Source organism: Vibrio sp. 1288 (assembly GCF_033344475.1).
This window is the reverse complement of sequence record NZ_JAWPOX010000045.1, coordinates 12,154-35,894: the sequence shown is the minus strand read 5'-3', so window position 1 is coordinate 35,894 and position 23,741 is coordinate 12,154. Positions and strand designations below refer to the sequence as shown.

Annotated in this window: 22 protein-coding genes; 12 read left to right on the top strand and 10 right to left on the bottom strand. The window is 43.3% G+C overall.

The annotated features are described in order from the left end of the window. Positions 1-121: 121 nt before the first annotated feature. Positions 122-754 (bottom strand): LysE family translocator, encoded by a 633-nt coding sequence (locus tag R8O11_RS22380; protein ID WP_005375522.1) that lies wholly within the window; start codon positions 752-754, stop codon positions 122-124. 229 nt (positions 755-983) lie between these two features. Between R8O11_RS22380 and R8O11_RS22375 the strand changes: the two genes are divergently transcribed. The 3 genes from R8O11_RS22375 (at position 984) to R8O11_RS22365 (ending at position 2,912) form a co-directional block, all read left to right on the top strand. Further along, positions 984-1,811, top strand: a complete 828-nt coding sequence (locus R8O11_RS22375) for an AraC family transcriptional regulator (RefSeq protein ID WP_005385198.1) — start codon at positions 984-986, stop codon at positions 1,809-1,811. A 79-nt stretch (positions 1,812-1,890) separates the two neighbouring features. Continuing rightward, the gene (locus R8O11_RS22370) at positions 1,891-2,601 is read left to right on the top strand and encodes an AzlC family ABC transporter permease (RefSeq protein WP_318194444.1); all 711 of its coding nucleotides are present in this window, start codon (positions 1,891-1,893) and stop codon (positions 2,599-2,601) included. After that, positions 2,601-2,912, top strand: a complete 312-nt coding sequence (locus tag R8O11_RS22365; RefSeq protein WP_005385193.1) for an AzlD domain-containing protein — start codon at positions 2,601-2,603, stop codon at positions 2,910-2,912. Before R8O11_RS22370 ends, R8O11_RS22365 begins: the two co-directional genes overlap by 1 nt. On the opposite strand, the gene R8O11_RS22360 is transcribed toward R8O11_RS22365, so the two are convergent. Both R8O11_RS22360 and R8O11_RS22355 read right to left on the bottom strand, forming a co-directional pair. Further along, entirely contained in the window at positions 2,909-3,523 is a 615-nt protein-coding gene (locus tag R8O11_RS22360) for a fumarylacetoacetate hydrolase family protein (RefSeq protein ID WP_318194445.1), read from the bottom strand. The two genes, R8O11_RS22365 and R8O11_RS22360, sit on opposite strands and share 4 nt — an antisense overlap. A 221-nt stretch (positions 3,524-3,744) precedes the next feature. Continuing rightward, positions 3,745-4,803: a porin gene (locus tag R8O11_RS22355; protein WP_318194443.1), complete on the bottom strand. Its 1,059-nt coding sequence runs from the start codon at positions 4,801-4,803 to the stop codon at positions 3,745-3,747. Positions 4,804-5,412: 609 nt separating this feature from the next. Between R8O11_RS22355 and R8O11_RS22350 the strand changes: the two genes are divergently transcribed. From R8O11_RS22350 to R8O11_RS22340, 3 genes are all read left to right on the top strand, one after another. Then, positions 5,413-6,384 (top strand): porin, encoded by a 972-nt coding sequence (locus tag R8O11_RS22350; RefSeq protein WP_005375535.1) that lies wholly within the window; start codon positions 5,413-5,415, stop codon positions 6,382-6,384. A gap of 464 nt (positions 6,385-6,848) precedes the next feature. Then, entirely contained in the window at positions 6,849-7,706 is an 858-nt protein-coding gene (locus R8O11_RS22345; protein ID WP_005375542.1) for a DMT family transporter, read from the top strand. Between the two features lie 43 nt (positions 7,707-7,749). Continuing rightward, positions 7,750-8,364: a glutaredoxin gene (locus tag R8O11_RS22340; RefSeq protein ID WP_318194442.1), complete on the top strand. Its 615-nt coding sequence runs from the start codon at positions 7,750-7,752 to the stop codon at positions 8,362-8,364. 127 nt (positions 8,365-8,491) lie between these two features. On the opposite strand, the gene R8O11_RS22335 is transcribed toward R8O11_RS22340, so the two are convergent. The 3 genes from R8O11_RS22335 to R8O11_RS22325 all read right to left on the bottom strand — a co-directional run bounded on the left by R8O11_RS22335 (position 8,492) and on the right by R8O11_RS22325 (position 10,477). Next, a complete protein-coding gene (locus R8O11_RS22335) occupies positions 8,492-8,626 on the bottom strand; it encodes a hypothetical protein (RefSeq protein WP_017635854.1) in 135 nt (44 codons plus the stop codon). Positions 8,627-8,759: 133 nt separating this feature from the next. Beyond that, positions 8,760-9,107: a hypothetical protein gene (locus R8O11_RS22330; protein ID WP_005375501.1), complete on the bottom strand. Its 348-nt coding sequence runs from the start codon at positions 9,105-9,107 to the stop codon at positions 8,760-8,762. Positions 9,108-9,283: 176 nt separating this feature from the next. Then, positions 9,284-10,477 carry a multidrug effflux MFS transporter gene (locus R8O11_RS22325; protein ID WP_017821607.1) on the bottom strand — a complete coding sequence of 398 codons (1,194 nt, stop codon included), beginning with the start codon at positions 10,475-10,477 and terminating at the stop codon, positions 9,284-9,286. Between the two features lie 105 nt (positions 10,478-10,582). Between R8O11_RS22325 and R8O11_RS22320 the strand changes: the two genes are divergently transcribed. Further along, entirely contained in the window at positions 10,583-11,470 is an 888-nt protein-coding gene (locus R8O11_RS22320) for a LysR family transcriptional regulator (protein WP_318194441.1), read from the top strand. A gap of 183 nt (positions 11,471-11,653) precedes the next feature. Next, the gene (locus tag R8O11_RS22315; RefSeq protein ID WP_213867823.1) at positions 11,654-13,474 is read left to right on the top strand and encodes a putative bifunctional diguanylate cyclase/phosphodiesterase; all 1,821 of its coding nucleotides are present in this window, start codon (positions 11,654-11,656) and stop codon (positions 13,472-13,474) included. A gap of 106 nt (positions 13,475-13,580) precedes the next feature. Here the strand turns inward: R8O11_RS22315 and R8O11_RS22310 are convergent, their stop codons facing one another. Both R8O11_RS22310 and R8O11_RS22305 read right to left on the bottom strand, forming a co-directional pair. Continuing rightward, positions 13,581-14,864 (bottom strand): peptidoglycan DD-metalloendopeptidase family protein, encoded by a 1,284-nt coding sequence (locus tag R8O11_RS22310; protein ID WP_318194440.1) that lies wholly within the window; start codon positions 14,862-14,864, stop codon positions 13,581-13,583. Positions 14,865-14,987: 123 nt separating this feature from the next. Further along, on the bottom strand, positions 14,988-15,617 hold the full coding sequence (locus R8O11_RS22305; protein WP_318194439.1) for a hypothetical protein: 630 nt from the start codon (positions 15,615-15,617) through the stop codon (positions 14,988-14,990). Positions 15,618-15,817: 200 nt separating this feature from the next. On the opposite strand from R8O11_RS22305, the gene R8O11_RS22300 reads away from it, so the two are divergent. The 4 genes from R8O11_RS22300 to R8O11_RS22285 all read left to right on the top strand — a co-directional run bounded on the left by R8O11_RS22300 (position 15,818) and on the right by R8O11_RS22285 (position 21,171). Continuing rightward, positions 15,818-16,219, top strand: a complete 402-nt coding sequence (locus R8O11_RS22300) for a GFA family protein (RefSeq protein WP_025768472.1) — start codon at positions 15,818-15,820, stop codon at positions 16,217-16,219. Positions 16,220-16,371: 152 nt separating this feature from the next. Then, the gene (locus tag R8O11_RS22295) at positions 16,372-17,043 is read left to right on the top strand and encodes a YoaK family protein (RefSeq protein WP_005375484.1); all 672 of its coding nucleotides are present in this window, start codon (positions 16,372-16,374) and stop codon (positions 17,041-17,043) included. 455 nt (positions 17,044-17,498) lie between these two features. Beyond that, positions 17,499-18,863 carry a YjiH family protein gene (locus R8O11_RS22290; protein WP_017635848.1) on the top strand — a complete coding sequence of 455 codons (1,365 nt, stop codon included), beginning with the start codon at positions 17,499-17,501 and terminating at the stop codon, positions 18,861-18,863. Positions 18,864-19,299: 436 nt separating this feature from the next. Next, positions 19,300-21,171 carry a methyl-accepting chemotaxis protein gene (locus R8O11_RS22285; protein WP_318194438.1) on the top strand — a complete coding sequence of 624 codons (1,872 nt, stop codon included), beginning with the start codon at positions 19,300-19,302 and terminating at the stop codon, positions 21,169-21,171. Positions 21,172-21,315: 144 nt separating this feature from the next. On the opposite strand, the gene R8O11_RS22280 is transcribed toward R8O11_RS22285, so the two are convergent. Beyond that, positions 21,316-21,645, bottom strand: coding sequence for a hypothetical protein (locus tag R8O11_RS22280; protein ID WP_206958952.1), 330 nt, complete (start codon positions 21,643-21,645; stop codon positions 21,316-21,318). Between the two features lie 232 nt (positions 21,646-21,877). Beyond that, on the bottom strand, positions 21,878-23,035 hold the full coding sequence (locus R8O11_RS22275; protein WP_005375474.1) for an amino acid permease: 1,158 nt from the start codon (positions 23,033-23,035) through the stop codon (positions 21,878-21,880). Between the last annotated feature and the right edge of the window lie 706 nt (positions 23,036-23,741).

The window sequence follows — 23,741 nt, the reverse complement described above, 5'->3', positions numbered from 1 at the left end:
TAGCATGAGTAGTTTTACAGGCAAAGCCGAAACGGATGATAACCACCTACTGAAGTAGGTGGTTTAGGGCTGAAAAACAAAAAGCCAGCAATTGCTGGCTTTCTAATGGAATATGATAACTTTACAAGGCGAAACTACTCAGCATCCACAACGCCAGAATAACAAACACTAACCCCATTAGTTTATGTTGATACGTGCGGAATTTTTCGTTCTCGAGCAGCCCTTTGCCCAATGTGCCTGCTAACCCAACAAGTAATAAATTGAATGACAAGCCAAGAACGTTCAACAATAACCCTAGCGCTAGCATCTGCTCACCGGAAGATGCAGTGATATTGCTTGAGACAAACTGCGGCAAAAACATCACAAAAAAGACCAAGGCTTTAGGGTTAAGCAAATTACTCATCAAAGCACGCTGATAATAAGTTGATGCCATTTTGTTTTGACCATCAAGCTCTGGAGCCGAAGATGCCTCAGCTCGTAAGCAGTCCCAACCCATTTTTAACAAGTAAGCGCCACCTAATAGATGAAGGACTTTAAGGGCTATTGGGCTCATGGCAATCAGGGTAGATACGCCCATCGCAGCAAGCAAAGTAAGAATAACACCAGACGTCGCATTGCCTAAGCTAGCAAAAAGACCGACCTTCTTACCGTAACTCATACTTGAGCTCGCTATCAGCAACATATCAGGCCCTGGTAAGAGCAATAAGGCGACAACTGCGGTGAGATAAACAGGAAGTACAGATAAATCAATCATGATGGAACCGCTTTTCTACAACAAGGCGGCGAATGTTATACCAACAAAATGACATCATCCAGCCCAAAATAGCCAAGATAAATCAAAAAATAAAAATCATAGTTTGCCCATATGAAAAATAGCAATCAATTCGCCTGTTTATCAAAATCGAATAGCAATTTTGTACAAAAATAAGCACGATGGATCCGTTACACTTCTAAAATGATTTTCTTGAGCAGACCGGATAAAGATGAAAGAAAAGAATAAGGAAATCGCTACCTTCAAGATAGCTCAAGAGCTCGGAGGTTTAGAGCTTCTCGATGCAAAGTATGAGAAGCAGAATTTTTCACGCCATAGCCACGAAGGTTACACTATTGGTGTCATCGAAAAAGGGGCACAACAATTTTTTAGGACGGGCGGGAATCATATCGCGCCACAGGACAGCATCATCCTTGTTAATGCAGATGAAGTACACAACGGGCATTCAGCCTCGGAAGGCGGCTGGGAATACAAAGCAATGTACCCCGTACCTCAGCAGTTTCAAACTTTAGGACAAGAGCTTGGCTCACCAAACGTAGCTCTGCCCTATTTCCCTCAACCTGTGGTTTACGATCCTGAACTGGCTAGTCAGTTACGATTGGTATTTGAAACACTAGAAAAATCAGACAACCGTTTATTGAGAGAAACTTTAGTTTACGGCACGTTGATCAAGCTAGCCAGTAAACACAGCACTCATCGGGCACCACTGAAAGAATCAACCAGAGCTCAGCGACAAGTGCAGCTCGTCAGAGAATTTTTGGAAGACTTTCCACAAACGGACGTCTCACTAGAAGAACTCGCGAAGCTGTCTGGATTAAGCCCTTTTCATCTGCTGAGAGAATTTCAAAAGCAATTTGGCTTTCCGCCTCATGCCTATCAAATTCAGCAACGTTTACGTATGGCGAAGAAGCTACTAAAAATGGGACAAAAAATTTCAGACGTGGCACAAGAATGCGGCTTCCATGATCAAAGCCATCTGCATCGACACTTTAAAAAAGCCATGGGCGTCACTCCCGGCCAATACGTCCGTCACAGCTAAAGCAGCAATATTGTACAAGGCGTTATGCGACTACCGAGCTATCTTGGTAATCTGATTTAGGAATAAATAAGAAGAAACTATGGACCACACTTTGCCGTTAAAAAAAGAATCAAAAGCCACGCTATTTTGGCAAGGTGCACTTGCGATGATGCCTCTGAGTATCGCAGTGCTCCCTTGGGGATTACTCGCAGGCTCATTCGCAATTGATACTGGGCTTCACCCTTTGGAAGGGCAAGCACTATCCGCCATTTTGTTCGCAGGTTCTGCACAGCTCGTCGCGATGGGAATGATTAAAACGGGAGCAGGTCTAGTGACCATGTTACTGACAACGTTTTTTATCACCTCTCGACACTTCCTCTACTGTGTATCGATGCGCAGTAAAATTGCACCGCTCCCTCTAAAATGGCGATTATCACTCGGCTTCTTACTTACTGACGAGCTGTTTGCGATTGTAGGCCACCATTCCGATAAACAATTTAATCGCTGGTATGCACTTGGGGCTGGTCTGAGTTTTTACCTGTTTTGGAATGTCGCGACATTGACGGGCATTATTGCGGGAAGTCTAATCCCTGAACTGAACGAAATGGGTTTGGAATTTGCTGTAGCCGCTACTTTTATCGCGATAGTAGTACCCACCATTAAAAATGCAGCGGTGCTCGCGAGTGTTATTGTGGCTTTGGTGAGCTCAGTTGCCCTAACCTATTATCAAATTGAGGGAAGTTTGATGATTTCGAGCATTTTAGCCATGCTTACTGGTTACTTTGTGGAACAAGTAAAGGAGAAACGCTAATGATCATGTTGGCTATTTTGCTGATGACGGTACTTGTTTTCACCAGCCGCTACTTGTTTTTAGAACCCAAGCTACCATTGCGATTAGGGACGCGCACTCAAAAAGTACTCAATTACGCTAGCCCCGCAGTACTGACTGCGATCTGGGCACCGATCGTTTTCATTCCCGATGGGGAGCTCAGCGTCAATGTGCAAAACCCATTTTTACTGGCTGCCGTACTGGCTGCTTTAATCGCGTATTTTACTAAAAATGTTCTTTTAACGACGGTTATCAGTATGGTGGTATTTCTCGTTCTACGAATTTGGCTTTAATCCGCCAACCACTCAATCTCCAACAAGGTGACATCGCCACACTTTAATCGACCAAGGAAGATGTCACCTTCATGTACCTCACCAACGCCCTTTGGTGTACCAGTCATCACTACATCGCCATCTTGAAGTGTTGTGTAACTGGTTAATTCATCCAGGATAGTTAGCGGCGGATAGAGCATTTGGCTAACGTGACCTTTTTGTACACGAACACAGTTGATTAAGAGCTCAAGGTTAAGATCATTGATATCAATGTTATCCAAAGAGACAAACCGACTAAACACAGCAGAGCCATCAAATGCCTTAGCTCGCTCCCACGGCAACCCCTGATTTTTAAGCGAGGATTGCAAACCACGCTTGGTCAGATCCAATCCCAAACCAACCGCTGAATAACGTCCATTCTTGATCAAAAAGCAGATTTCAGCCTCATAATGAAGGGGCTCTTGATGGAATGAACGCAGAGTTGTTGATACGGAAGTTGCGGGTTTATTAAATACCACCATTTGCTCAGGCATTGCATTATTAAGCTCATGAATATGTTCAACGTAATTTCGTCCAACACAAAGCACTTTACCCACTTCTACTTTCTTTTCTTCAACTTGAATAACACTCATCATTCTTCCCTGCAAAACAAAAATCCCATCATAATCTAACCTATTGACTTAACGACACTAAATAGCAACCTCTAGTGTAAAAAATAAGACATTCACCCCGTTTTGAGTTTTGTATCATCTAATTGAAACAGCAAAGTATTTGTAAAACAAATAGACAAAAAAGCCAGCACGAGGCTGGCTTTAGATCAATGAGCTTGAATAATAGTTCTCGCTAAACCCTATTATAGGTAGTAACGAGCACCTAACGCCCATTTGTCATCAGTTTCACGACCATTGTCGTCATTTAGGTCAAACTGGTAACCCGCGTAACCAACAAATTTAGGCGTGAAGTTGTATTCTGCTTGTAGTGCCATTTCTTCACGAGCAGTTTCTGTTTTAGAGTTCTTAAACTCTTTACCTTCCACCATCTCATAGTTAACACTCAAGTTTAGGCTGTTCGCCAGAGCGTATGCGATGATCGCCTCGTACGCATCACTTTCTTCTAAACGGTCACCTTTTACACTGAAGTTCATGTTTTCGTTTGAACCATAAACTGCAGCAAGGAATAGGCCTTGGCCGTACGCACCGTAAGATGCTGATACAACGTGTGATTCCGCCGTATGCTTACCTGCATATGCAGGGTGCTGGAAATCGCCGCCATTGTAAGAGTAACCGATTTTAGCGCCCATGATTGAGTAAGAAAGCGCAGCTTGCACACGGTCATCGTATTTAGCACCGCCAGTTATAACTCCAGCATCGTTGCGCGTGTAATCATCGTTTGCACCCTGCCAACCAAGACCAAAGTTGACCACACCCGCTTCACCCAGCTCGATGGCATTACGGTAAGAAAGCATTTTATCCGCACGGCCAGTGCCAAGGTTTCCATGATCGTCATAGATGAAGTCGTTGGCAAACGCGATTGGCATATCTGCAATACCTGCGACATCGTAGTAAGGTGACCATTGCGTACCACCTACTGCACGACCATAAACCTCATGCGTTATACCTAAGTAACCTAGACGAGTTTTAAACGACTCTTCACCACCGTCTAAGTAGTTTAGCGCCCATTCACCACGTGCGTCTGCGGTGAAGCCATTACCCAAATCCTGTGTCGCAGAGATATTGATACGAGGAGAGTTAGTACCCACATCCGTGTCACCTTGCTCTGATCCATTTAAATTAACAGAAACGTGGCCGCCCATCGAAAATGTTGTGCCATCGTTATTATATAGTTCCACTGCAACTGCTTGAGTACCGAAGGTTGCTGCCGCGATTGCCGCTGCTAATAATTTTTTATTCATTTCTAAATCCATTACTTATTAGTTGGTTAGTCAGTTTTAGACCCGGCTTTGGTTCACTTTCGTAAAAACGAAATGATGAACAAAGAGAGGAATACAAAGGCTATCCGAGGCATCGTTTCCACCAGATTAGTTTTACCTTTGTGTAACAACTGCCGACACTTTATTTGATTAGTTCCTGACAACCGAGTGAAAAGATCTCAGACAAAACCTAAAAAGCAATCGTTTACTTAGCCTTCAAGAAATCGAGAAATAAAAACCTTACAATAAGAAATGCTTTAGAGAGAGTTAGCTCACAAATAGCTGATGATTCGCTATTTTTAGGCCAAACTTCCCTGCCAAATTGAAATGTTTACTTACATTTAGGGTCAAGAAACAATTCAGGAACTTTTTGAAAAAAACACAGTCTTCAACGGAGAGGAAAAAACCTCAAAAAAGATAAACCTTTCTTTTTATAAGTGGTATGAGAAGGGGCACTTATTCTCGCCAGCAATAAAAGTGCAATCAAATCATAACTTAACAGAAATCTATCTTTCATTTTCAGCCTTTACCTTAGCGTCATCAACACATCGGGCAAGAAAGCCCATCGATTACAACTAGGGTAATAAGAAAATGAAAAAGGCAGCACTAACTACTGCAATTCTTACAGCATTGGTATCAGCACCATCATTCGCAGCAACTGTATACAAAAACGACGGTACTGAATTAAAAGTTGGCGGCCGCGTTGAGTTTCGTGGTGACTTCATCGGTTCAGACGGTGCTGAAGTTGAAGGTTCCATGGAAGATAAAAGCCGTGCTCGTCTTAACCTAAAAGGTAAAACAGACATCGGCAACGGCCTTTCTGCTTTCGGTGTTTACGAAGCCGAACAAAAAACGGGCAAGAGTGAATTCAAAAACCGCTACATGTATGCAGGCGTCGACTCTGATATCGGTGCTTTCTCTGTAGGTCGTCAAGACATGGCTGCAGTCATCATCTCTGACATGACGGATATCACAGAATTCTCTGGTGTTCAGCAAGTTATTGATTCGTCGTCTGATAAGCAAGACAGCGTTTTCGCATACCGTGGTGCGTTTGATGCACTACAACTTCAAGCAACCTACCAAGCAAACTCTAGCGATAACGAAGATAAATACGGCATCTCTGGAATGTACTCACTACCAATGGGCCTCGACTTTGGTCTTGCATACTCTGGTGGCGATGTAGATAAAGATAACTCTGAAGATCAAATTCTAGGTGGTATCGCTTACTCGATGGACAACCTTTACCTAGCAGGTACTTATTCTCAAGGTTCCCTGACTGACTCAGAAGACTTTACGGCTTACGAGCTAGTCGCAAGCTACAAAGTAGCAAGCAAAGTGACACTTGCAGCTCTATACACAGCTCAAGAGAATGATCCAGACAACGGTTCAAAGTACGACACTGTTGAAGGTATCGAGCTTGTTGGTTACTACAAACTAAACAGCAACTTCCGTACTTACCTGTCTTACTACATCAACCAACTTGATGAAGCAAAAGATGCTACAACAGGTCTAGTAACAGAAGGCGAAGATACACTGCGCCTAGGCGTACGTTACGATTTCTAATTCACTCTTGTCCTAAGAGCGAGTCCACTTGGCCAGCACCTTTGCTGGCCATTTTTTATTTAACCCAACACAACTCGATAAGTATTCACACTATCCAAGCATCGCTCAGCAATGAAAAACGAGCGTAACGACGCCTACTTCTGCCCTCTTTTAATGCGATTGATCACTAAGTTAGTGCACTTCATCTAATCGACAACATAGAAAAACCAAAAAACCATTTAAAATCAAATATATAAAAGTTGGCACGTGTTCTGCAATATTATTTATGCAAATGCATGGCAGCGTTTGTGCTTCTCGTTCTTTGTACCTGTTATAACAGGCACGTCCTTTGAATTGGTAATGTCGCCTCCCTCTGGGAGGCATTTTTTTATTGGCGCGAAAAACAATAGGACGTATGATCCCGCCACCTCTATCAAACTGGAATTTTTCAATTGAATCATCATCCTGTTCAAGGTGCGTCCTGGATGCTAACAGCTGGCTTGGCATTCGCCATAGTGAACAGCTTCGCCCAAATTGCTAGCATCAACTTTGGTGTCTCCTCCACCACATTTGCGTTATTCCAATATGCAATCGCCTTATTTGTTATTCTGCCCTACCTACGTACACTTGGGATTAGACGTTCTTTAAGAACCCAACACTTTGGCTGGCATGCATTCCGCATTTTTCTCTCTGTTATCGGGATTCAACTTTGGTTATGGGCTCTCGCTTACCCAGTTCCAATTTGGCAAGGCATTGCACTTCTCATGACCTCTCCGTTATTTGCCACAGTTGGTTCTGGCTTGTTACTCAAAGAGAAAGTAGGTACTGCACGCTGGCTCGCTACATTGACGGGGTTTGTTGGTGCCATGATCATTCTTGAGCCTTGGGCAGACTCATTTACATGGGCGACCCTGCTCCCTGTTGGCGCCGCATTTTTCTGGGCAGCGTATTCATTAATGGTTAAAAAAATGTCGGTAAACGATCCGCCTTCAACCATGGTCGTCTATTTATTACTGCTGATAACGCCATTTAATATCTTGTTAGCGATACCGACGTTTACTATGCCAGATACGTGGACGATATGGGGTGTGCTTTTAGCCGCAGGTGCACTTACAGCACTCGCTCAATGGGCTATCGTTAAAGCATATGCAGTAGCAGACGCCTCATTTGTGCAACCATTTGATCACGCCAAACTGCCTTTGAATGTTGTTGCTGGTTGGTTGGTGTTTGGTTGGGTGCCACCTGGTCGTTTATGGTTAGGTGCTGCGATTATTATTGCATCTATTGCGTTTATTACGCATTGGGAAGCGAAAAAGACAAAGTTAGTTGAAAGAAAAATCTAATTTAAAAGTTCTATATTTTCAGGAAAGGAAATGAGGAACCCATATGAGTCAACCAATCAAAATTACACTGTATCGCTGGGCTGGTAGTTGGGGCCCATTCAAAGTCAATATTCCTTGTGGTGAATGTACATTAACCAAAGATATTTTAAAGGATACTTTTGAAAACGAACTAGCCGATGTGCCCGTTGAACTTGAAGTAAAAGATTGGTTATCGCACTGGTGGGAACCATTAAAAGCGGGGGCTTGGCATGCACCCATTCTTCTTGTCGAAGGGAAAGTTATCAGCCAAGGAGAAGCATTGAATCGGGGTGTGCTTGTACAGTCTGTTATTGCTGAGTGGGTAAAACGCGATGAGCTAAAAGGCAACATTGTTTATGGTAAAGCAACTTGCCCTTACTGTGTCAAAGCCAAACAATTACTTGACGAGGCTGGTGTTCAGTATGAGTACCGTGATGTAGTTAAAGACAGCGCCGCCTTATACCGCATGATTCCTGAAGTAAAAGCCATCATTGGCGAAAAAACACCGGTAACAGTGCCGCAAATCTGGTTAGATGGAAAATATATTGGAGGCGCTGACGATTTAGAAAAGTGGTTATCAGCAAAGGGGCTAGATAAAGTGCCTAACAATGTTGTGGAGATACCAAGCCAATCCGCGTAATTCTAGATTTAAATGTCATCAGTCTTTGAGTAGCGTTTTGCCAATGTTGTGCAATATGTTGGCTACTTACTAACAACAAAACAGAGAAAAGCAAAAAGCCCTGATTTTTCAATCAGGGCTTTTTAAATTATTTCGCCAGTTTTTTAATAACACGAGCAAAAACAGAAGCTTTTTTCTTCTTCGCTTTACCGTAAAGCGCTTTGTGCATCGCGTCTTTTGCAATCATCTGGCCAATATAAGCACCACCAAGTTCGTTACCCATGACCTTCTCCTGAATGTATTGACTTAACTATGTTGTAATTTTACACCACAACTAGATAAAAACAAGACTCCAGTCACATTTATTTTGTAATTAACTTTCAGTTTGATTTTCGTGGATTTCTTGAAATGAGCGTCTATCGCTTAGGTTGTTGGTATGTTTTTCCCGCTGCGACGTACGTATCTTTCTGTTTGATTTCAAAGAATGTTTCAAAGAACCACGCAGCAAACTTGATCAAGTGATCGCCTTCATTCATGACGTGCTCTACGTATTCTTGCTCTTCTCCGGACTCATCTTCTTGAGTGGTAATATGGTAAATACGTTTCTCACCATCAACTTCTGCAAGGCCAAACTGACCCGTTAGGGATTGCGCCGCTTGTGCAACTTCTTCTTCCTCACACGCCTTCAAGATTTCAAGTGCCTTTGGCATGCTTTCTTGCTGAGTAATTTCTTTTACCAGTGTTTCAAATTCGTTTTGTTGCATTCTTTCACCTAACGATTAGAGATCGGATAGCCATTGGGCAGAAATGTATTCCAAGCTTGAGAGAAGTATCAAGGTTCGCCCTCTTCCTTTCAAACCAAGTCATTCAGTATACACAACAGGCCTAGCTTAATTTAGCTGCGCATTTTAGAAAGCCGACCTTCTGGTTGCAAGTATATTCAGATGGAAGTTTCTGCTTGAACCGTCCCTTCTGGCACTTTACGAAATTGGCTTAGTACAAGAACAAAGCAAGAAAGTAACGCAATAAACAAATAAAACACCCCAAGCTGCTGCTGATTCGTAACCCATGAGTCTACTAAGTACCCACCAAACAAACCTGCTAAACACATTTGAATAGAGCCAGATAACGCAGAAACCGCGCCTGCCTGTTGCTTATGTGGCGAAAGTAGCAAACTGATCGATACTGGGAATGACATGCCTTGGGCAAAACTTAAACACGTGAATGCCGTCAGCAATGAAAATACACTGAAGGGGGTAACCAACAACATGAAGCCAGCAACAGCAACAATCGCGAAACTCATCAGCAAGATTTGCTGAGCTTTGTAACGAGCATTGATCAAATTCAGCACTAAGCTACCCGTCAGTAAACCAACTGACGGTATGATCATCAAAGAGCCGTAATCTGCCGCCGTTAATCCTAACTCTTGTTGCATTAAAAATGGATACAAGGAGAGCGTAACCAGAGCCGATAAATAACTAAGCCAGTTGTAGCTCGCACTACCAATCACTTGTGTATTCGTTAACAGACGCAAATAGTTCGCGCTTACTTCGCCTACTTTAAATTTTCTCTTCGGATAAGGCAGCGTTTCTGGCAGCACTAATAAACCAAGTGTAAAAATTGCCATTAAGTAAATCAGCACAAACACGAAGACAGCATGCCAACTCAGGTGAAAAGCGATCCAGCCACCAAACAGCGGAGCAATAATTGGCATCACTGAAGCAGTGACTGAAATATAAGATAGCGCTTTGGTTAGTTGCATACCGTCATAACTATCACGCAGTACTGACCGACCAAGTACCGAAGCGCTGCCCGCTCCTAGGCCTTGCAGTAACCGTCCCGCTTCAAGGGCAACAATGTTGTCCGAAAACGCGATGCAAATAACCGTACCAACTAGATATACACTTTGCCCCAGAATAAACACCGGCCGACGACCAATCGCATCAGACAATGGGCCGTAAAAAAGCTGAGAGATACCGAAGCCAACGAGAAATAGCGTGACGAGATTCTGAATCGAATGTTGCGGCAAATTCAAGTCATGACCAATCAATGGCAAAGAAGGAAGATAAATACTAACGCCAACTTGGCCTGTGGCAATGATCATCATCGCTAATAACAATGGTGTTTTACGCAAACGTTCCTCCTACTTTGTGACAGATTGATGGCAAACAGTGTATATTTGATACTCAAAGATGATAATCAGCTAAGTTGGAAAGGAATTAATTCCCAAGGAGATACAATGGACTGGATTCAAAGCGTGAAGAGTTATATTCGTGTGGTCGAAGAAGGTAGCTTTAATGCCGCAGCGCGGAAACTCAATACCACCAGCTCAGCTATCAGTAAGCGAGTTCAATGGCTAGAAGATAAAATTGGCGTTCAACTACTCAAACGTACGACCCGCTCAATTAGCCAAACTGAAGCTGGTGCTCTGTTTTATCAACGAGCAAAAAGTCAGCTTGATTCATGGCAATCGGTATTAGATGAAACTCGCTCAGTCAACCAATCACCAGCGGGGCTATTAAAGATTGGGGCAACGTTGGCCGTTGGTTCTAAATTTCTAGTTCATTATCTTGATGATTTTCTTGATAAATATCCAGATATCACACTTCAATTAACAACAACGCTACCAGGTCAATTGCCAGAGCTAAGCTTAGACCTGTTTATTAGCCGGGAATTAGAGCAACTGAACTCTCTGAGTTTCAAAGCCACTGCGCTTTTCGAACATAAAGCCCAGTTTTACGCTGCGCCTAGTTACCTAAAAAAATACGGCACCCCACAATGCGTTGAGGATCTGACAGAGCATAATGTCCTGATTTGGGGAGAAAAACCCTCACGAGAAATCAAAACAAATCGAGGCAAACGTATCAGCTTGTCCGGTAACTTTGCCACGACCAACCCAGAAGCGCTGTTTCATGGTGCCAAAAGAGGCATGGGTATTTTGATGACGAACAACGTCATGATCAAAGATGATCTCAAATCCGGCGCGTTAGTCCCTATCCTGCCCTATATCACAGCGGATAAAGCTACTGTATATGCCTACTATCCAAAGCTGGATTATCAGCATACCCGGACTAAGCTATTCCTCGATTATCTCAAATCACGATTAGAAGAGGAGAAGCGCGCCTAGCTTAGCGTTTTTATCGCTATACCTTTAAAAGGTTCAAGCATAAAAACATGAAAATAATGATTTGTTCGTTCACAAAATTTGAAAAATCTGCCTTAGTAACCGATAGTTTATTTGATGCATATCAAATAATAATTCGTCGTGTCTTACACGATATGTTAATAACAACGCTAGGTGAAATGCTCGATGGGTCAGGTACAAATCAGTTTCCACAAAATTGATGAGATATTGAAGCTAAACGGCACGGCTCAGCTAAACCGAGTCACGTTAGATATTCATCAACACTTGCAGAGCCATTGCACTTGCGTTGTAGAAGTTGCGCATCTTCAGCAATCGGCTCATACCATTTCCTTCGCCAGCAATGGAAAAATTACAGACAACCTAAGCTACCACCTTTCAGGCACCCCCTGTGAAAAAGTGGCGAAAGACATTGGCGAACATATTTTCTATCAAGACCAGGTATACAAGCGTTTTCCTGAAGATAAGATGTTTCAAGAAGATGGCATTCAAGCTTACATTGGCCTGCCATTGAAGACACAAAATGGCGAAGTTCTGGGAATTTTACTGTCTACCTTTACCCGAAGCATCCACGCGAAAGAAGCGCAAGATATCCTCGACTGCCACCGATTTTATGCCAATGTCATTATTCATAGCTTACGTGAAAAGTGGGTCAGTGAACGTTCAGATAAGCTTCTTAATCAGCTTAGCTATGAGGTATCGCATGATAACCTAACTGGACTGCTCAACCGTAGCTGTTTAGCTGATACCTTGGAGACATTAACGCAGCAGGCGACTCGCCCATTCAGTTTGGCGTATCTTGATATCGATAATTTCAAATCGATCAATGATATCAACGGAAACTATATCGGCGACCAAATCATTAAGTTCACAGCTAACGCCATTCAACAGAGCTTGTCGTCGCCAAACAATGCGTTCCGTGTCGCAGGAGATGAATTCGCCTTCATCACGTACGACGAAGATCCTGTAGCCGTGTGTCAGGAAGTACTCGACAAAATTGAAAGTGGCTACAGCGACAAATCTAACCGGATTTCTTTCACCGTTAGTATTGGTATTGCGCGTGCCCCAGTACATATGTTGAACAGCGATGAGCTGATTTTGAATGCCAGTCTCGCTCTCAAAGATTGTAAAAAACACCGCGATACACGGATTCAGCATTACGACACACACCTTAGTGCGTTATACCACCGTAGGACGCAGCTTATTGAGGCAATGCGAATCCAGCTAAGTACTGATATACAAGACAGCGATGAGTTGTATGTGGTGGTTCAACCGATCGTCGATATCACGAGCGACCGCTGGAATTACTTTGAAATTTTGACTCGTTGGAATAGCAATATCTATGGAAATATCTCTCCAGCGGAGTTCATTGAAGCTGCCGAACAATCAGGCCTGATTATCGAGTTAGGTGAACGGATTATTGAACTCGCGTGTATCGCAAAGCAAGAACTCGAAGCGAACCTAGGCTATAAAGTCAAACTCTCCATCAATTGCTCAGCGTATGAGCTGGTTGATTCCAACCGTTATATTAATCACTTAACCAACATGGTTGAAAAGTATCAGCACGAAGCAAAAGACTTTGTTATAGAGCTCACCGAGACCGTCTTACTCTCACAAAGTGGCCGTGAACAGATGGTACTTAACTCGTTGCGATACTTGGGTTTTAAAGTCGCACTGGATGATTTTGGTACGGGATACTCAAGCTTGAACTATATACACAATTATCCGATTGATAGCATCAAAATCGATGCTACCTTTGTGCAGAACATGCTCTCAAATACAACCTCTGAACAAGTGGTGTTTTTGATAGCGCAATTGGCAGAGCTGCTTGATGTGGATTTGATTGCCGAAGGCGTAGAAGACGATAGAGCACTGCAAAAGTTAATTGAAATGGGCTGCCACTACATCCAAGGTTATTTTTACTCTCGTCCACACAGTGTTGAAGAAATCGTACACCTGATAAATGAACGTGAAGTACGGAGTGCCTAACGTACTGAACAGACTGCTGTCATAGAATTCAAATCTAGTTAATGCACAAAGTAAAAGAGACCAAGCTATGCTTAGTCTCTTTTTGTTTTTTGAGCGAAGTACTTTATTACAGCACTGCTTTCTCTTTATCGCGTAATAGTTTATCCATTTCATCTCTGTTCGCGACAAAAGTAGCCATCTCTTTCTTAGGAACAGAACTCGCCATTGGGATATTTGCTCGCATAGCGTTAACTGGACGGCCGTATTCAATCAACTCATAGTGAAGGTGTGGCCCAGTCACTCGACCTGTTTTACCAGAAAGACCGATACGCTGGCCTCGAGAAACCTTTTGCCCTTTCTTCACCAAAATCTTACTTAGGTGTAAGTAACGGGTTTTGTATTTGCTGCCGTGCTCAACAACCACGTAGTTACCCGCATAAGGGTGTTTACGAGTCATGATCACTGTACCATCACCAGTAGAAACGACTGGTGTACCGGTTGGTACAGCAAAGTCAGTGCCGTTGTGCGGCGCAACACGCCCCGTTACTGGATGTAAACGATTAGGATTAAAGCCAGAACTGATACGCCAACGGCTACTTACAGGGTAACGCTGGAATGCGCGCTGTAAGCTTTCACCTTTGGCATTGTAGAATTGACCATCAGTATGAAGGTAAGCGGTGATCTCGCGGCCGCGATTATAAATCTTAATCGCCTCAATTTCGTTCTTACCTGTTGGTACACCATTGATGCTTTGTGAGCGACGAACAACTTCAAATCGATCACCTGCACGAAGATCACGTCCAAAGTTAAGTTGTTCTTTGAGTAAGCTTACGACTTGACTCACTTCCGCCGACGTTAAACCTAAACGACTCGCAGAAGAAGAAAAACTGCCTTGAATAACGCCAACTAAAGGTTCTTGGCTCCACACGCCAGGAATGGAAATATCAGTAAAGTCATAGCTACCATCACTATTCAGCTTGTAGACCACTTTATCTGCAATAGAAAATTGCAGTTCCATTTTCGCTAACTCGCCTGTCGCATCATCACGCCAGAAACGGAGCGTATTGCCCGGCTTAAGTGTATCAAGTGCCAAGTAGTTCAAATCCGTTTCCATTACTTTCATTAACGAGCTGTAACCGAAACCGAGCTGACTAAAAATAGTGCTTAGGTTGTCACCTGCTTGGATTTGATATTCGAAGTTCGGGGTAGTGACAACTTCGGCAGTTGTCGCATCAAGAATTTTTTCAACGACCTGAGATTCAGGTAGGTTCAATGCGATGGTTTTGGTTAAAGATGACTCTTTGAGAGAGTGAGAAACACCAATCGCAACTAAAACTGGCAAGGAGTATAACAGCAGCGCTCTACGACTTGTCAGATTCGGCAACCGTCTTGTAATTTCATTTGTAGACACGGGAATTACTATCTCCTTTCAAACAAGGCTCATAGCTTATGCATTCCCGAATAAGAAATCACTAGGAAATTTCGAGATCTAGCGCAGAAAATACTGAATTTTTACAGAACTCAAAAAAATTCATCACTGTTGCATATGTAAGTTATTCCCTACACGCTGTAATGTGGATGAATTGAATTGATTTGGCGTGTCTGCCATTGCTTGATCGTCACCGTGCGCTAAATATGAAAGCGTGATAGTTGTATCACTTTTCCATTCGAGCTGAGTAAATTTCACGCGGTCACCAACAAAAATACTGTCTAAAAGGACAACTCGGCTCGGCACGGGGTCAAACTTGAACAAGCCAACATAGTTAAACGAACCGCTACCTGGTGTCGTTACAATCATCGGTGCAACAACCCATGAAACACCTTCAATCTCACGCTGACTAATCGACGCAGTTGGAACAAGTACCTGACCTTTTGTCGCACCTGCATCATAGTCACCGATCAAATAGCCGTTTTCTTTATCCCACTCATCAAGAAAAGTGACCGCACCCTGCTCGGGTACTTGGATCTTCCAAGGGTTACGTGCAGTGATGCCAAGCGTCTCTTGCACAATAACGTTTGTTTCTACTTCTGTTTGAGGAAACTTAGCCATGATCTCGTCATCAGACAAACTAAAACGATAAACACCTGCGATCACAACCACAACCAATAAAACGATTGGAATAAGTAGAATAAGTGGTATCGGCAGGATTTTTTTGTGAGTCATGAAGAGTTCCTTGTTTCAAGGTATAAACGAAAAGCGAGTATACCATTGTATACCCAAATGATTTCACCTCTTCAAGTGTTTCAAAATTAAACTAAACTGATTGTATCCAAATAGTTTCAAGTCCAGAGCTCATAACGAGCTAGTGACACAAGCTCTGTGCTCTAGGTCTATTGGTGTATTGGGACAAATAGGTAATCACGATGACAAAAACCATTCATACATGCGAGTGCGCCTGCGGTTTAGTTGAGATCCGTTGTAAGGGAGAGCCCACCCACACGTCTGTCTGCCATTGCTTCGAATGCCAAAAACGAACTGGCAGTGTTTTTGGGGTACAAGCTCGCTTTGAAAAAGAGCACGTCACTTTAAACGGTGAAGTCACTAGCTATACCCGAATTGGCGATGATGGCAGTGAGGTTCAGTATGACTTTTGTCCATCCTGCGGCACGACAATGAGGTTGTTCGTTGCTGCATACCCGGAAATCATGATCATTCCCGTCGGTCTATTTACCGATAAAGAGTTCCACCAACCTACCGTTTCAGTCTATGAACAAATGAAACACGGGTGGGTGAGTTTCGAATGCACAACGGAACACATCTGCTAGCGAGCAATCCGCGTTCACGTATTTACTTTGGCTCGGACAAACGACCTATAAGTGAGATTTTTTGAGAATGATCAATCGAGTTTTACTGTAAAGGGTTTCGTAACTCGGTGTGAGCGTTATAATCGGCTCCTAATATTTGGTGGGGGTTTATTGTGATTTCCAGACTTCCTCGTTGGGTGGAATATGGCGCGTTTCTACTAGCTCTTCTCGCGGGCTGCGTCAACGCCGTTGGTCTTCTCGGCTTTCAACACCAAGCGATAACTCATCTTTCGGGAACCGTAACTCAGCTAGGGAACAGCTTGCTAACAGGTGTGGATAGCTCCATTCACCTGCTCTTCATCGTATTTAGCTTTTTGATTGGCGCTGCCTTTAGCGGCTTTTTTATTGAAAGCAGTGCGTTAAAACTAGGGCGAAGATATGGTGTTGCACTGTGCATAGAAGGGAGCTTGCTCTTACTCAGCTTGGGCTTTTTGGTGCAAGGGGATTTGTACGGCCAATATCTAGCATCAGCAGCATGTGGATTACAAAACGCAATGATCACCACGTTTAGCGGCGCAGTAGTCAGAACCACACATATGACCGGAATCATCACCGATCTAGGGATTATGATTGGAGAGAGCTTGAGAGGTCGTCAATTTGACCGACGTAAAGCAAAATTATTCCTATTCATTTTCTTTGGCTTTTTGTTTGGCGGCGTCGCGGGAGCGGCTCTATTTACGGTATATGGTTTATATACGCTGGTTTTCCCAGCAATATTGGCTTTTTCTACAGCTCTGATTTACTGGAGTTACCTATACATACTTAGCCGTCAACAAAAAGCATAAAATTTCGATCCGATTGAAGCGACATACTTCAATCGGATTTGGCTCAATAGGTTCACACTGCAACGGTACAAGAAACGCTGAACGGCAATTTGACACTGCTAAAAACCTTAGAATAGATAAGGCTAACTGAATTTCTGGCTAAGAAGTTAGTCAGATCAAAATCACATTTGTTTACGATTTTATTATTCCAGTCACAATGCGCCCCATAATTCACTGCGCAATTCGCCTCTCGTGCTACAATTTTCTAACGCAAGCAACATATTCGCATACACTTAGACGTTATTTGACCAATTACCCGACAAATCGGCTGAATAACTAGATGTATTTAATGAATAGTATTGCAATGGATGCAGTTTGCGGGTACCCTCCGCAAAACTGTGATTAAATACGGATGTTTAGTGAATATTTATGTCATGGAAATGGCAAGTATTGACTAGTAGTAACACGAGACAACTATGCATAACACCACTAATGCTACTGAAGCTCCTAAGGGCAACTTTTGGATGTTTTTCATCCCTTCCCTAATTGGTCTTCTACTCTTTATGGCTCCGATCTCTTACGATGGCGGCCTAACCATTCCCGTTGCAGTGATGGCAAAAGTCATCCCTGCGGTGTTAGGCGATACCTTGATTGCTATCGTCACCAGTATCATCGCTTTCATGGCCGTTGCTTCTGTTCTTTGCAAAATTTTTAAGCCAGCTGCAATTTTACGTAATGGTTTTTTAAACGGTCTCTTCAACCCATCTCCACTTTGGCTCGTTGTTCGTTTAATCGGCGGCGCTGCCGTGTTAATGACGTTCTTCCAAGTGGGTCCAAAAGCAATTTGGGAAGAGAACACTGGCGGGCTTGTTCTTACTGGTCTTCTACCTACTCTGTTTGCCGTTTTCATTTTCGCGGGTTTACTGCTTCCGCTTCTTTTGAACTTCGGTCTTCTGGAGCTATTTGGTGCGTTACTCAGTAAAATAATGCGTCCGGTATTCAACCTACCTGGCCGCAGTGCAATTGACTGTATGGCATCTTGGTTAGGCGACGGAAGTGTTGGTATCTTGCTAACCAGCAAGCAATACGAAAATAAGTTCTATACTCAGCGTGAAGCGGCTGTTGTCGGGACCACTTTCTCAGCAGTATCGATCACGTTTAGCTTAGTTGTTATCGCTCAGGTAAAACTAGAGCACTTATTTTTGCCTTTCTACGGCGCTATCTGTCTAGCTGGTATCGTAGCTGCGATTATCATTCCTCGCCTGCCTCCGCTTAGTCTGAAGAAAGATCGCTACATTGACGGCAGCAACCCAGATAAAGACGCAGATGCAGTGCCAGAAGGCCACACCACATTCTCTTGGGGTATGGATCTAGCTCTTAAGCGTGCTGGTCAAGTCACATCGGTTCAGTCTGTATTTAAAGAAGGCGTACACAACGCAGTCGACATGGTATTTGGCGTACTACCTGTAGTTATGGGTCTTGGTACCGTCGCATTGGTGATTGCAGAATACACGCCTGTATTTGCAATTCTGGGTCAACCGTTTATCCCATACCTAGAGCTACTGCAAGTCCCTGAAGCTGTTGCAGCATCACAGACAATCGTTGTTGGCTTTGCAGATATGTTTATTCCAGCAATTTTAGCGGCCTCAATCGATAACGAAATGACACGTTTTGTTATTGCAGCAATGTCAGTAACTCAGCTTATCTACATGTCGGAAGTAGGTGCCCTACTGTTAGGCAGCAAAATTCCAGTAAACATTGTAGAGCTCTTCGTAATTTTCATTTTACGTACGTTAATCACATTACCTGTGATTGCTGGCGTTGCTCATCTTATTTTCTAAAATCGAGACGTCAATAAACAAAGGCTCCGCATCGTCGGGGCCTTTTTTATACCTAAAACTCCGTCCACATTATGCTTTTAGTAAAAAGCTCATAATTTACAAAGACAAAACTTCAACAAAACACCTGTCAGCACCAACAAAATTTTCATCACCTCACCTGTAAAGCCAGTTGATGCCACTGTTTGTTAAGCAATTCTTTTCATTATGACGATTTCATTAATTGAGATCGCAAACATGATCACACTCACAAGTTTTAACGTAAATTGTCGGTTTGTTTAAATTTAGTTAAAAAAGACGACAAATGAGTTCATGTTTTTGACAAAGATGTCGATAAAAATATAACCAAACACAATAGGTTTCTCTTTATGCCCAATTCGCTCGGTTTAAAAGAGGCGAAAGCAAAGTGGAACCAACCGGGAGAATCAGAGGAAAGCTCATGAAATTCAGACATAAGGTTGTCACAGCCTCTTCATTTTTGCTGCTAATTACCGTGTCGTTATTGTCGACACAACAAGTTATGACCATCCGCTCCCAAACTCAGGAGCAAATCGACTCAAGTGCCAACGAGATATTGACCAGTGTTGGTAACACTGTGCAATCAGAAATGAATGCAAAGAAGGATCTCGCTCGCTCCATTACTGAAGTGATTGAGCTTGACCCCAGTTCACATAGCTATGTTCAAAACATACTTGAAAGACCCACGCCAAAAAGCAGCTTCCTTGCCATCGGTTTTGGTTATGAAAGTAATGGCTTTGTGATTGAAAATGACGACGGCTGGGATGCGGGTCCAGACTACGACCCACGTCAGCGTCCTTGGTTTATTGCAGCTAAGAGCAAAGGCGATTTGGTCGTAACCGATCCGTACGTCGATGCGTCTTCGAAAAACGTTATAATCTCTGTTGGTACGCCAGTAAAAGAAAATGGCCAGTTTTTAGCCGGTATGTTTTATGACCTCGAATTAACTACCCTTTCAGATCTGGTCAACCAAGTGAATCTGTTTGATGCTGGTTACTTATTTCTGGTCACCGCTGATGGCACAACCATTGCTCACCCTCAAAGTAAATACAACGGTGAGAAAGTCGGTAGCTACCTCCCACAAATCGAACTTACGCAATCAGCACAACATGTTGAGATTGATGGCAACCGCTACATGGTTAACCTGACTCACATTCCTGGCGAGAACTGGTACGTAGGTTCGGTGATCGATGAAGCTGTTGCCTATTCTGCCGTAGGAGAGCTCCGTAACAACGCTATTATTTATTCAATCATTGCCGTGATTGCATCTATTATCGCCCTAACTCTGTTGATTCGCACTCTCATGCGTCCTTTGGACACGCTAAACAATGCGATTAAAGATGTAGCATCAGGGAAAGGCGACCTCACACAACGCCTCGAAACAGATACTGACCAAGAGTTTTCTGAGCTTGCCACAAACTTCAATACGTTCATGGAGAACTTACAACAGCAAATCATTGAGTCGAAACGTATTTCTGATCAAATTTTAAACGGAACTCAAATCACCGCTGAGGGCGCAAAAGACTCGGCAGGCGCAATTCACACGCAGCTGCAAGAGCTAGAACAACTTGCTACCGCGATGCATGAGATGTCTGTCACCGCGACAGAGGTTGCTAATAATGCGCAAGGTGCGGCAAGTGCAGCCAAAGAAGCCGACCAAGCAACGGTTGAGGGGTCTTCTATCGTTGGTGAATCGACACAAACGATAAACATGCTTTCCGATAGCATTGACCTTGCAGTCGAAGAAGTACAAGTGTTGGAATCTGCTACCGCCAATATCGAAACGATTCTAAAAGTCATCAACGATATTGCGGACCAAACAAACTTACTCGCGTTGAATGCCGCAATCGAGGCTGCACGTGCGGGAGAATCTGGCCGAGGCTTCGCCGTTGTTGCAGATGAAGTACGTACACTGGCACAACGTACTCAAGAGTCGACAACAGAGATTCGTACTATGATTGAGCAACTACAATCTGGCGCTTCATCTGTGGCAAATGCCATGCATCAAAGCAAAGGTAGTGCTATAGAGGCCGTTGAAAAAGCGGGTTTAGCAAATAGTGCGTTACAACGCATTCGTGACGCGATTCAGCGTATTTCCGATATGAACTTGCAAATTGCCTCAGCAGCTGAAGAGCAAAGCCTTGTCGCTGAAGAGATCAACAACAATACGGTGAATATTAAAGACCTATCGACTCAAGTCGCCGAATCGGCAAATCGAACCAACGACGCGATGCAGGCGCAACAAGAAGATGTACATAAACAAGATCAAATCTTAAATAGATTTACTGTCTAACACTCATCTAAGCAAAAACAGCGAGCATCGGCTCGCTGTTTTTGTTTTTAACCCTCTACCCTAGTATTGGTCGATGTTACGTGTGCCATGTTGGTGCTTTTAAGCTCAACATTACAAGAACGCCGACTATGTGTCCTTTCAAGTTTAATTGAACTCGACATGGATATAGCGATCCTTAAAACGGCGATAATAACGGTCGTCCACTTTTAGATAAGTGAAATCTCCAATCTTTATGTAGGTACTATTCCGAGGAATTCGGTCATGGTAATAGTAACTGCGCCTTGGTCGTCGGTTCTCAACATAAATAACGTCACGATGTTTGTGTTTATGCTTGTGTTTATGATGGTGGTGATGCGCATGATGGTGATCGTACCGATGTCGATGCTTATGCTTCGGGTCAGCCACCGCTTCTGTACTCAACACACCTAAAGACAACATAACGCCAACCATGGCAAAAGATAATTGCTTTGACACAACAGAGCCTCTTATTCATATCAACATCGATATAATAGAAGGGTGAATCACTGTACATGTCAGCCTTTCGCTAAGGAGTTTTACTAAAAAGTCAGCACTAACCGTGATTATCAGAGAAACGTCAAACATCACAAATGCTGATGACTTTGAGTGGCCTAGGTTCGGCTATGAATACAAAAAAGCCGCCCGTTTGAATACGAGCGGCTCAGTTTTTAAATAAGCTAGCGTGATTTTATACTGCTTGGGCAAACAGCAAGAAACAGCCGAATAGGAAGATCATGCTCATTCCCATTGCGCCGCCACCAGCTTCATAAATATTGTCATCTTCTACCGGCACTCGGCGCACTTTCATGGTCATTGATAATGGGACAAAGACCGCGAGAAACACAAGAATAATCCCCGCGTAGCTGAGAATAGCTAGGAAGTGTTCTGGCGCAAATACAGCACCTAATAGTGGTAGCACAAAAGTAGTAACAAAAATCACTGGCTTACTTGCTTTCAGTAGGTCTGCATTTTGATCGTATAGCGCCATTGCAACACCTAAGAACGACGTTAGCAGTGCCAAACCAGTAAACATGGATAGGATGAACTCTAAGCCCTCGTATTGCTGACCTAGTACCGAGATCAACTCTGTTACGTTGGAGTATTGAACAAGCTCATGAGGTGGTAGGTTGCCGACAACCGCTAACAACCATAACAGGTAACAAACAAGCGGAATAGTTGAACCCACGATAATCATATTACGCAGTTGTGTTTTACTCGCTTCTTTGTTGTAAGTTACAAGCGATGGGATCACGACCATAAAACCGAAACTGGTGAAAAGCACCGAACTGGTTTTGATAAGTGCCATTTTATCGTCGCTCACAACCTCATCAAGTCCTTCAAACGAGACGCTTGGTGCAAGCGCAAAAAGTGTCAGGATCAGCGCTACGATCATGCCTAGGAACAAACCGCGATTCAGCTTATCTACTACCCCTGTACCTGCCGAAACAATGATACCAACTAAAAGAGTAAAACCGACTTGGCTTGAGATCGTAGATGTTGGAAGCCCAATTGAGGCTGTTACTTTTTGTACGAGATCACCCGCACCAATGATGTAAGCCATTAATAGACAAACTAACAGGGCGTAAAGCAAGCTGTTGGTTACCAACTGGCCTCCTTTACCAAGCGTTTCGCGAGCAATTGCATTCATGCTCACACCACCACCTACTTTGCAACTGGCTTCAAGAAGGAGCAGCGCAGCATAAGTCGTTCCAGCCCAGATGAACAACATAAGAAGAGTGCCCCAAAGGAGGCCAAATTGAGCAAGCACCATTGGTATAGCAAGCATACCAGCGCCAAGAGCAGTACCTGCAACGATCAGGGAGCTGCCGACAAGTTTTAGGTTCACGGTTAATACCTCTAAATTCAATCCGTTAATTTCTCGCCAGTTGTGCTTTATCTAAAGCACACAGCAAAACGCTCCGACTTAGTCAAAATTTGGTTACAAGAGCACTATGTTACAAGAGCCCTGTATGGCTAAGAAAACATGCAACAAAAGGTGGTTAATCATTTGCACATGAACACTTGAGAGTCATTTTTGGCGATGTCATCGTTGATGAAATGTGCGCAACTTTGGGTTCGAAGCAAAATTGTTCATCTTAATTCATCAACCCCATTCGTTATGAATGGATTTGGTTCGAAAAGATTGTAAGGCATAAGCAGGACGATTGAAAAGCAAAAGGTCAATCTTATAGCGATATATTTTAACAACTCTTATCTTTTACCTAAGATGTGTTGTTTTTTTCGTCACTAATTAGTCTTTTATCGCTTAAAGAGAAGGAAGAACGTGCTCAATGGCTCAATTTGGCTGGGTGTACAGATTAATTTACAGTTTAAGTGAAGGTGTTAGATTCCAAGGACGTAGCCTAGATCGGACAATATCGCTATTATTCGCTGCGTACCGACACTGTTCGGTTCACATACCTCTAAACACTGATTTACGGTTCGAAAATATAGGTAAATGAGTGTCCGAATGCTGGGTGTGGTTCCCCAGCATTTGCATCCTTTCTTTTAGATGTCATCAATTGATCGAAATTGCGTAAATCTTGTATCGC

What these genes read in the sequence shown, in the direction of transcription:
- R8O11_RS22380 (WP_005375522.1), bottom strand. Translation starts at nt 754, where the DNA reads ATGATTGATTTATCTGTACTTCCTGTTTATCTCACCGCAGTTGTCGCC.
- R8O11_RS22375 (WP_005385198.1), top strand. Translation starts at nt 984, where the DNA reads ATGAAAGAAAAGAATAAGGAAATCGCTACCTTCAAGATAGCTCAAGAG.
- R8O11_RS22370 (WP_318194444.1), top strand. Translation starts at nt 1,891, where the DNA reads ATGGACCACACTTTGCCGTTAAAAAAAGAATCAAAAGCCACGCTATTT.
- R8O11_RS22365 (WP_005385193.1), top strand. Translation starts at nt 2,601, where the DNA reads ATGATCATGTTGGCTATTTTGCTGATGACGGTACTTGTTTTCACCAGC.
- R8O11_RS22360 (WP_318194445.1), bottom strand. Translation starts at nt 3,523, where the DNA reads ATGAGTGTTATTCAAGTTGAAGAAAAGAAAGTAGAAGTGGGTAAAGTG.
- R8O11_RS22355 (WP_318194443.1), bottom strand. Translation starts at nt 4,803, where the DNA reads ATGAATAAAAAATTATTAGCAGCGGCAATCGCGGCAGCAACCTTCGGT.
- R8O11_RS22350 (WP_005375535.1), top strand. Translation starts at nt 5,413, where the DNA reads ATGAAAAAGGCAGCACTAACTACTGCAATTCTTACAGCATTGGTATCA.
- R8O11_RS22345 (WP_005375542.1), top strand. Translation starts at nt 6,849, where the DNA reads ATGCTAACAGCTGGCTTGGCATTCGCCATAGTGAACAGCTTCGCCCAA.
- R8O11_RS22340 (WP_318194442.1), top strand. Translation starts at nt 7,750, where the DNA reads ATGAGTCAACCAATCAAAATTACACTGTATCGCTGGGCTGGTAGTTGG.
- R8O11_RS22335 (WP_017635854.1), bottom strand. Translation starts at nt 8,626, where the DNA reads ATGGGTAACGAACTTGGTGGTGCTTATATTGGCCAGATGATTGCAAAA.
- R8O11_RS22330 (WP_005375501.1), bottom strand. Translation starts at nt 9,107, where the DNA reads ATGCAACAAAACGAATTTGAAACACTGGTAAAAGAAATTACTCAGCAA.
- R8O11_RS22320 (WP_318194441.1), top strand. Translation starts at nt 10,583, where the DNA reads ATGGACTGGATTCAAAGCGTGAAGAGTTATATTCGTGTGGTCGAAGAA.
- R8O11_RS22315 (WP_213867823.1), top strand. Translation starts at nt 11,654, where the DNA reads ATGGGTCAGGTACAAATCAGTTTCCACAAAATTGATGAGATATTGAAG.
- R8O11_RS22305 (WP_318194439.1), bottom strand. Translation starts at nt 15,617, where the DNA reads ATGACTCACAAAAAAATCCTGCCGATACCACTTATTCTACTTATTCCA.
- R8O11_RS22300 (WP_025768472.1), top strand. Translation starts at nt 15,818, where the DNA reads ATGACAAAAACCATTCATACATGCGAGTGCGCCTGCGGTTTAGTTGAG.
- R8O11_RS22290 (WP_017635848.1), top strand. Translation starts at nt 17,499, where the DNA reads ATGCATAACACCACTAATGCTACTGAAGCTCCTAAGGGCAACTTTTGG.
- R8O11_RS22285 (WP_318194438.1), top strand. Translation starts at nt 19,300, where the DNA reads ATGAAATTCAGACATAAGGTTGTCACAGCCTCTTCATTTTTGCTGCTA.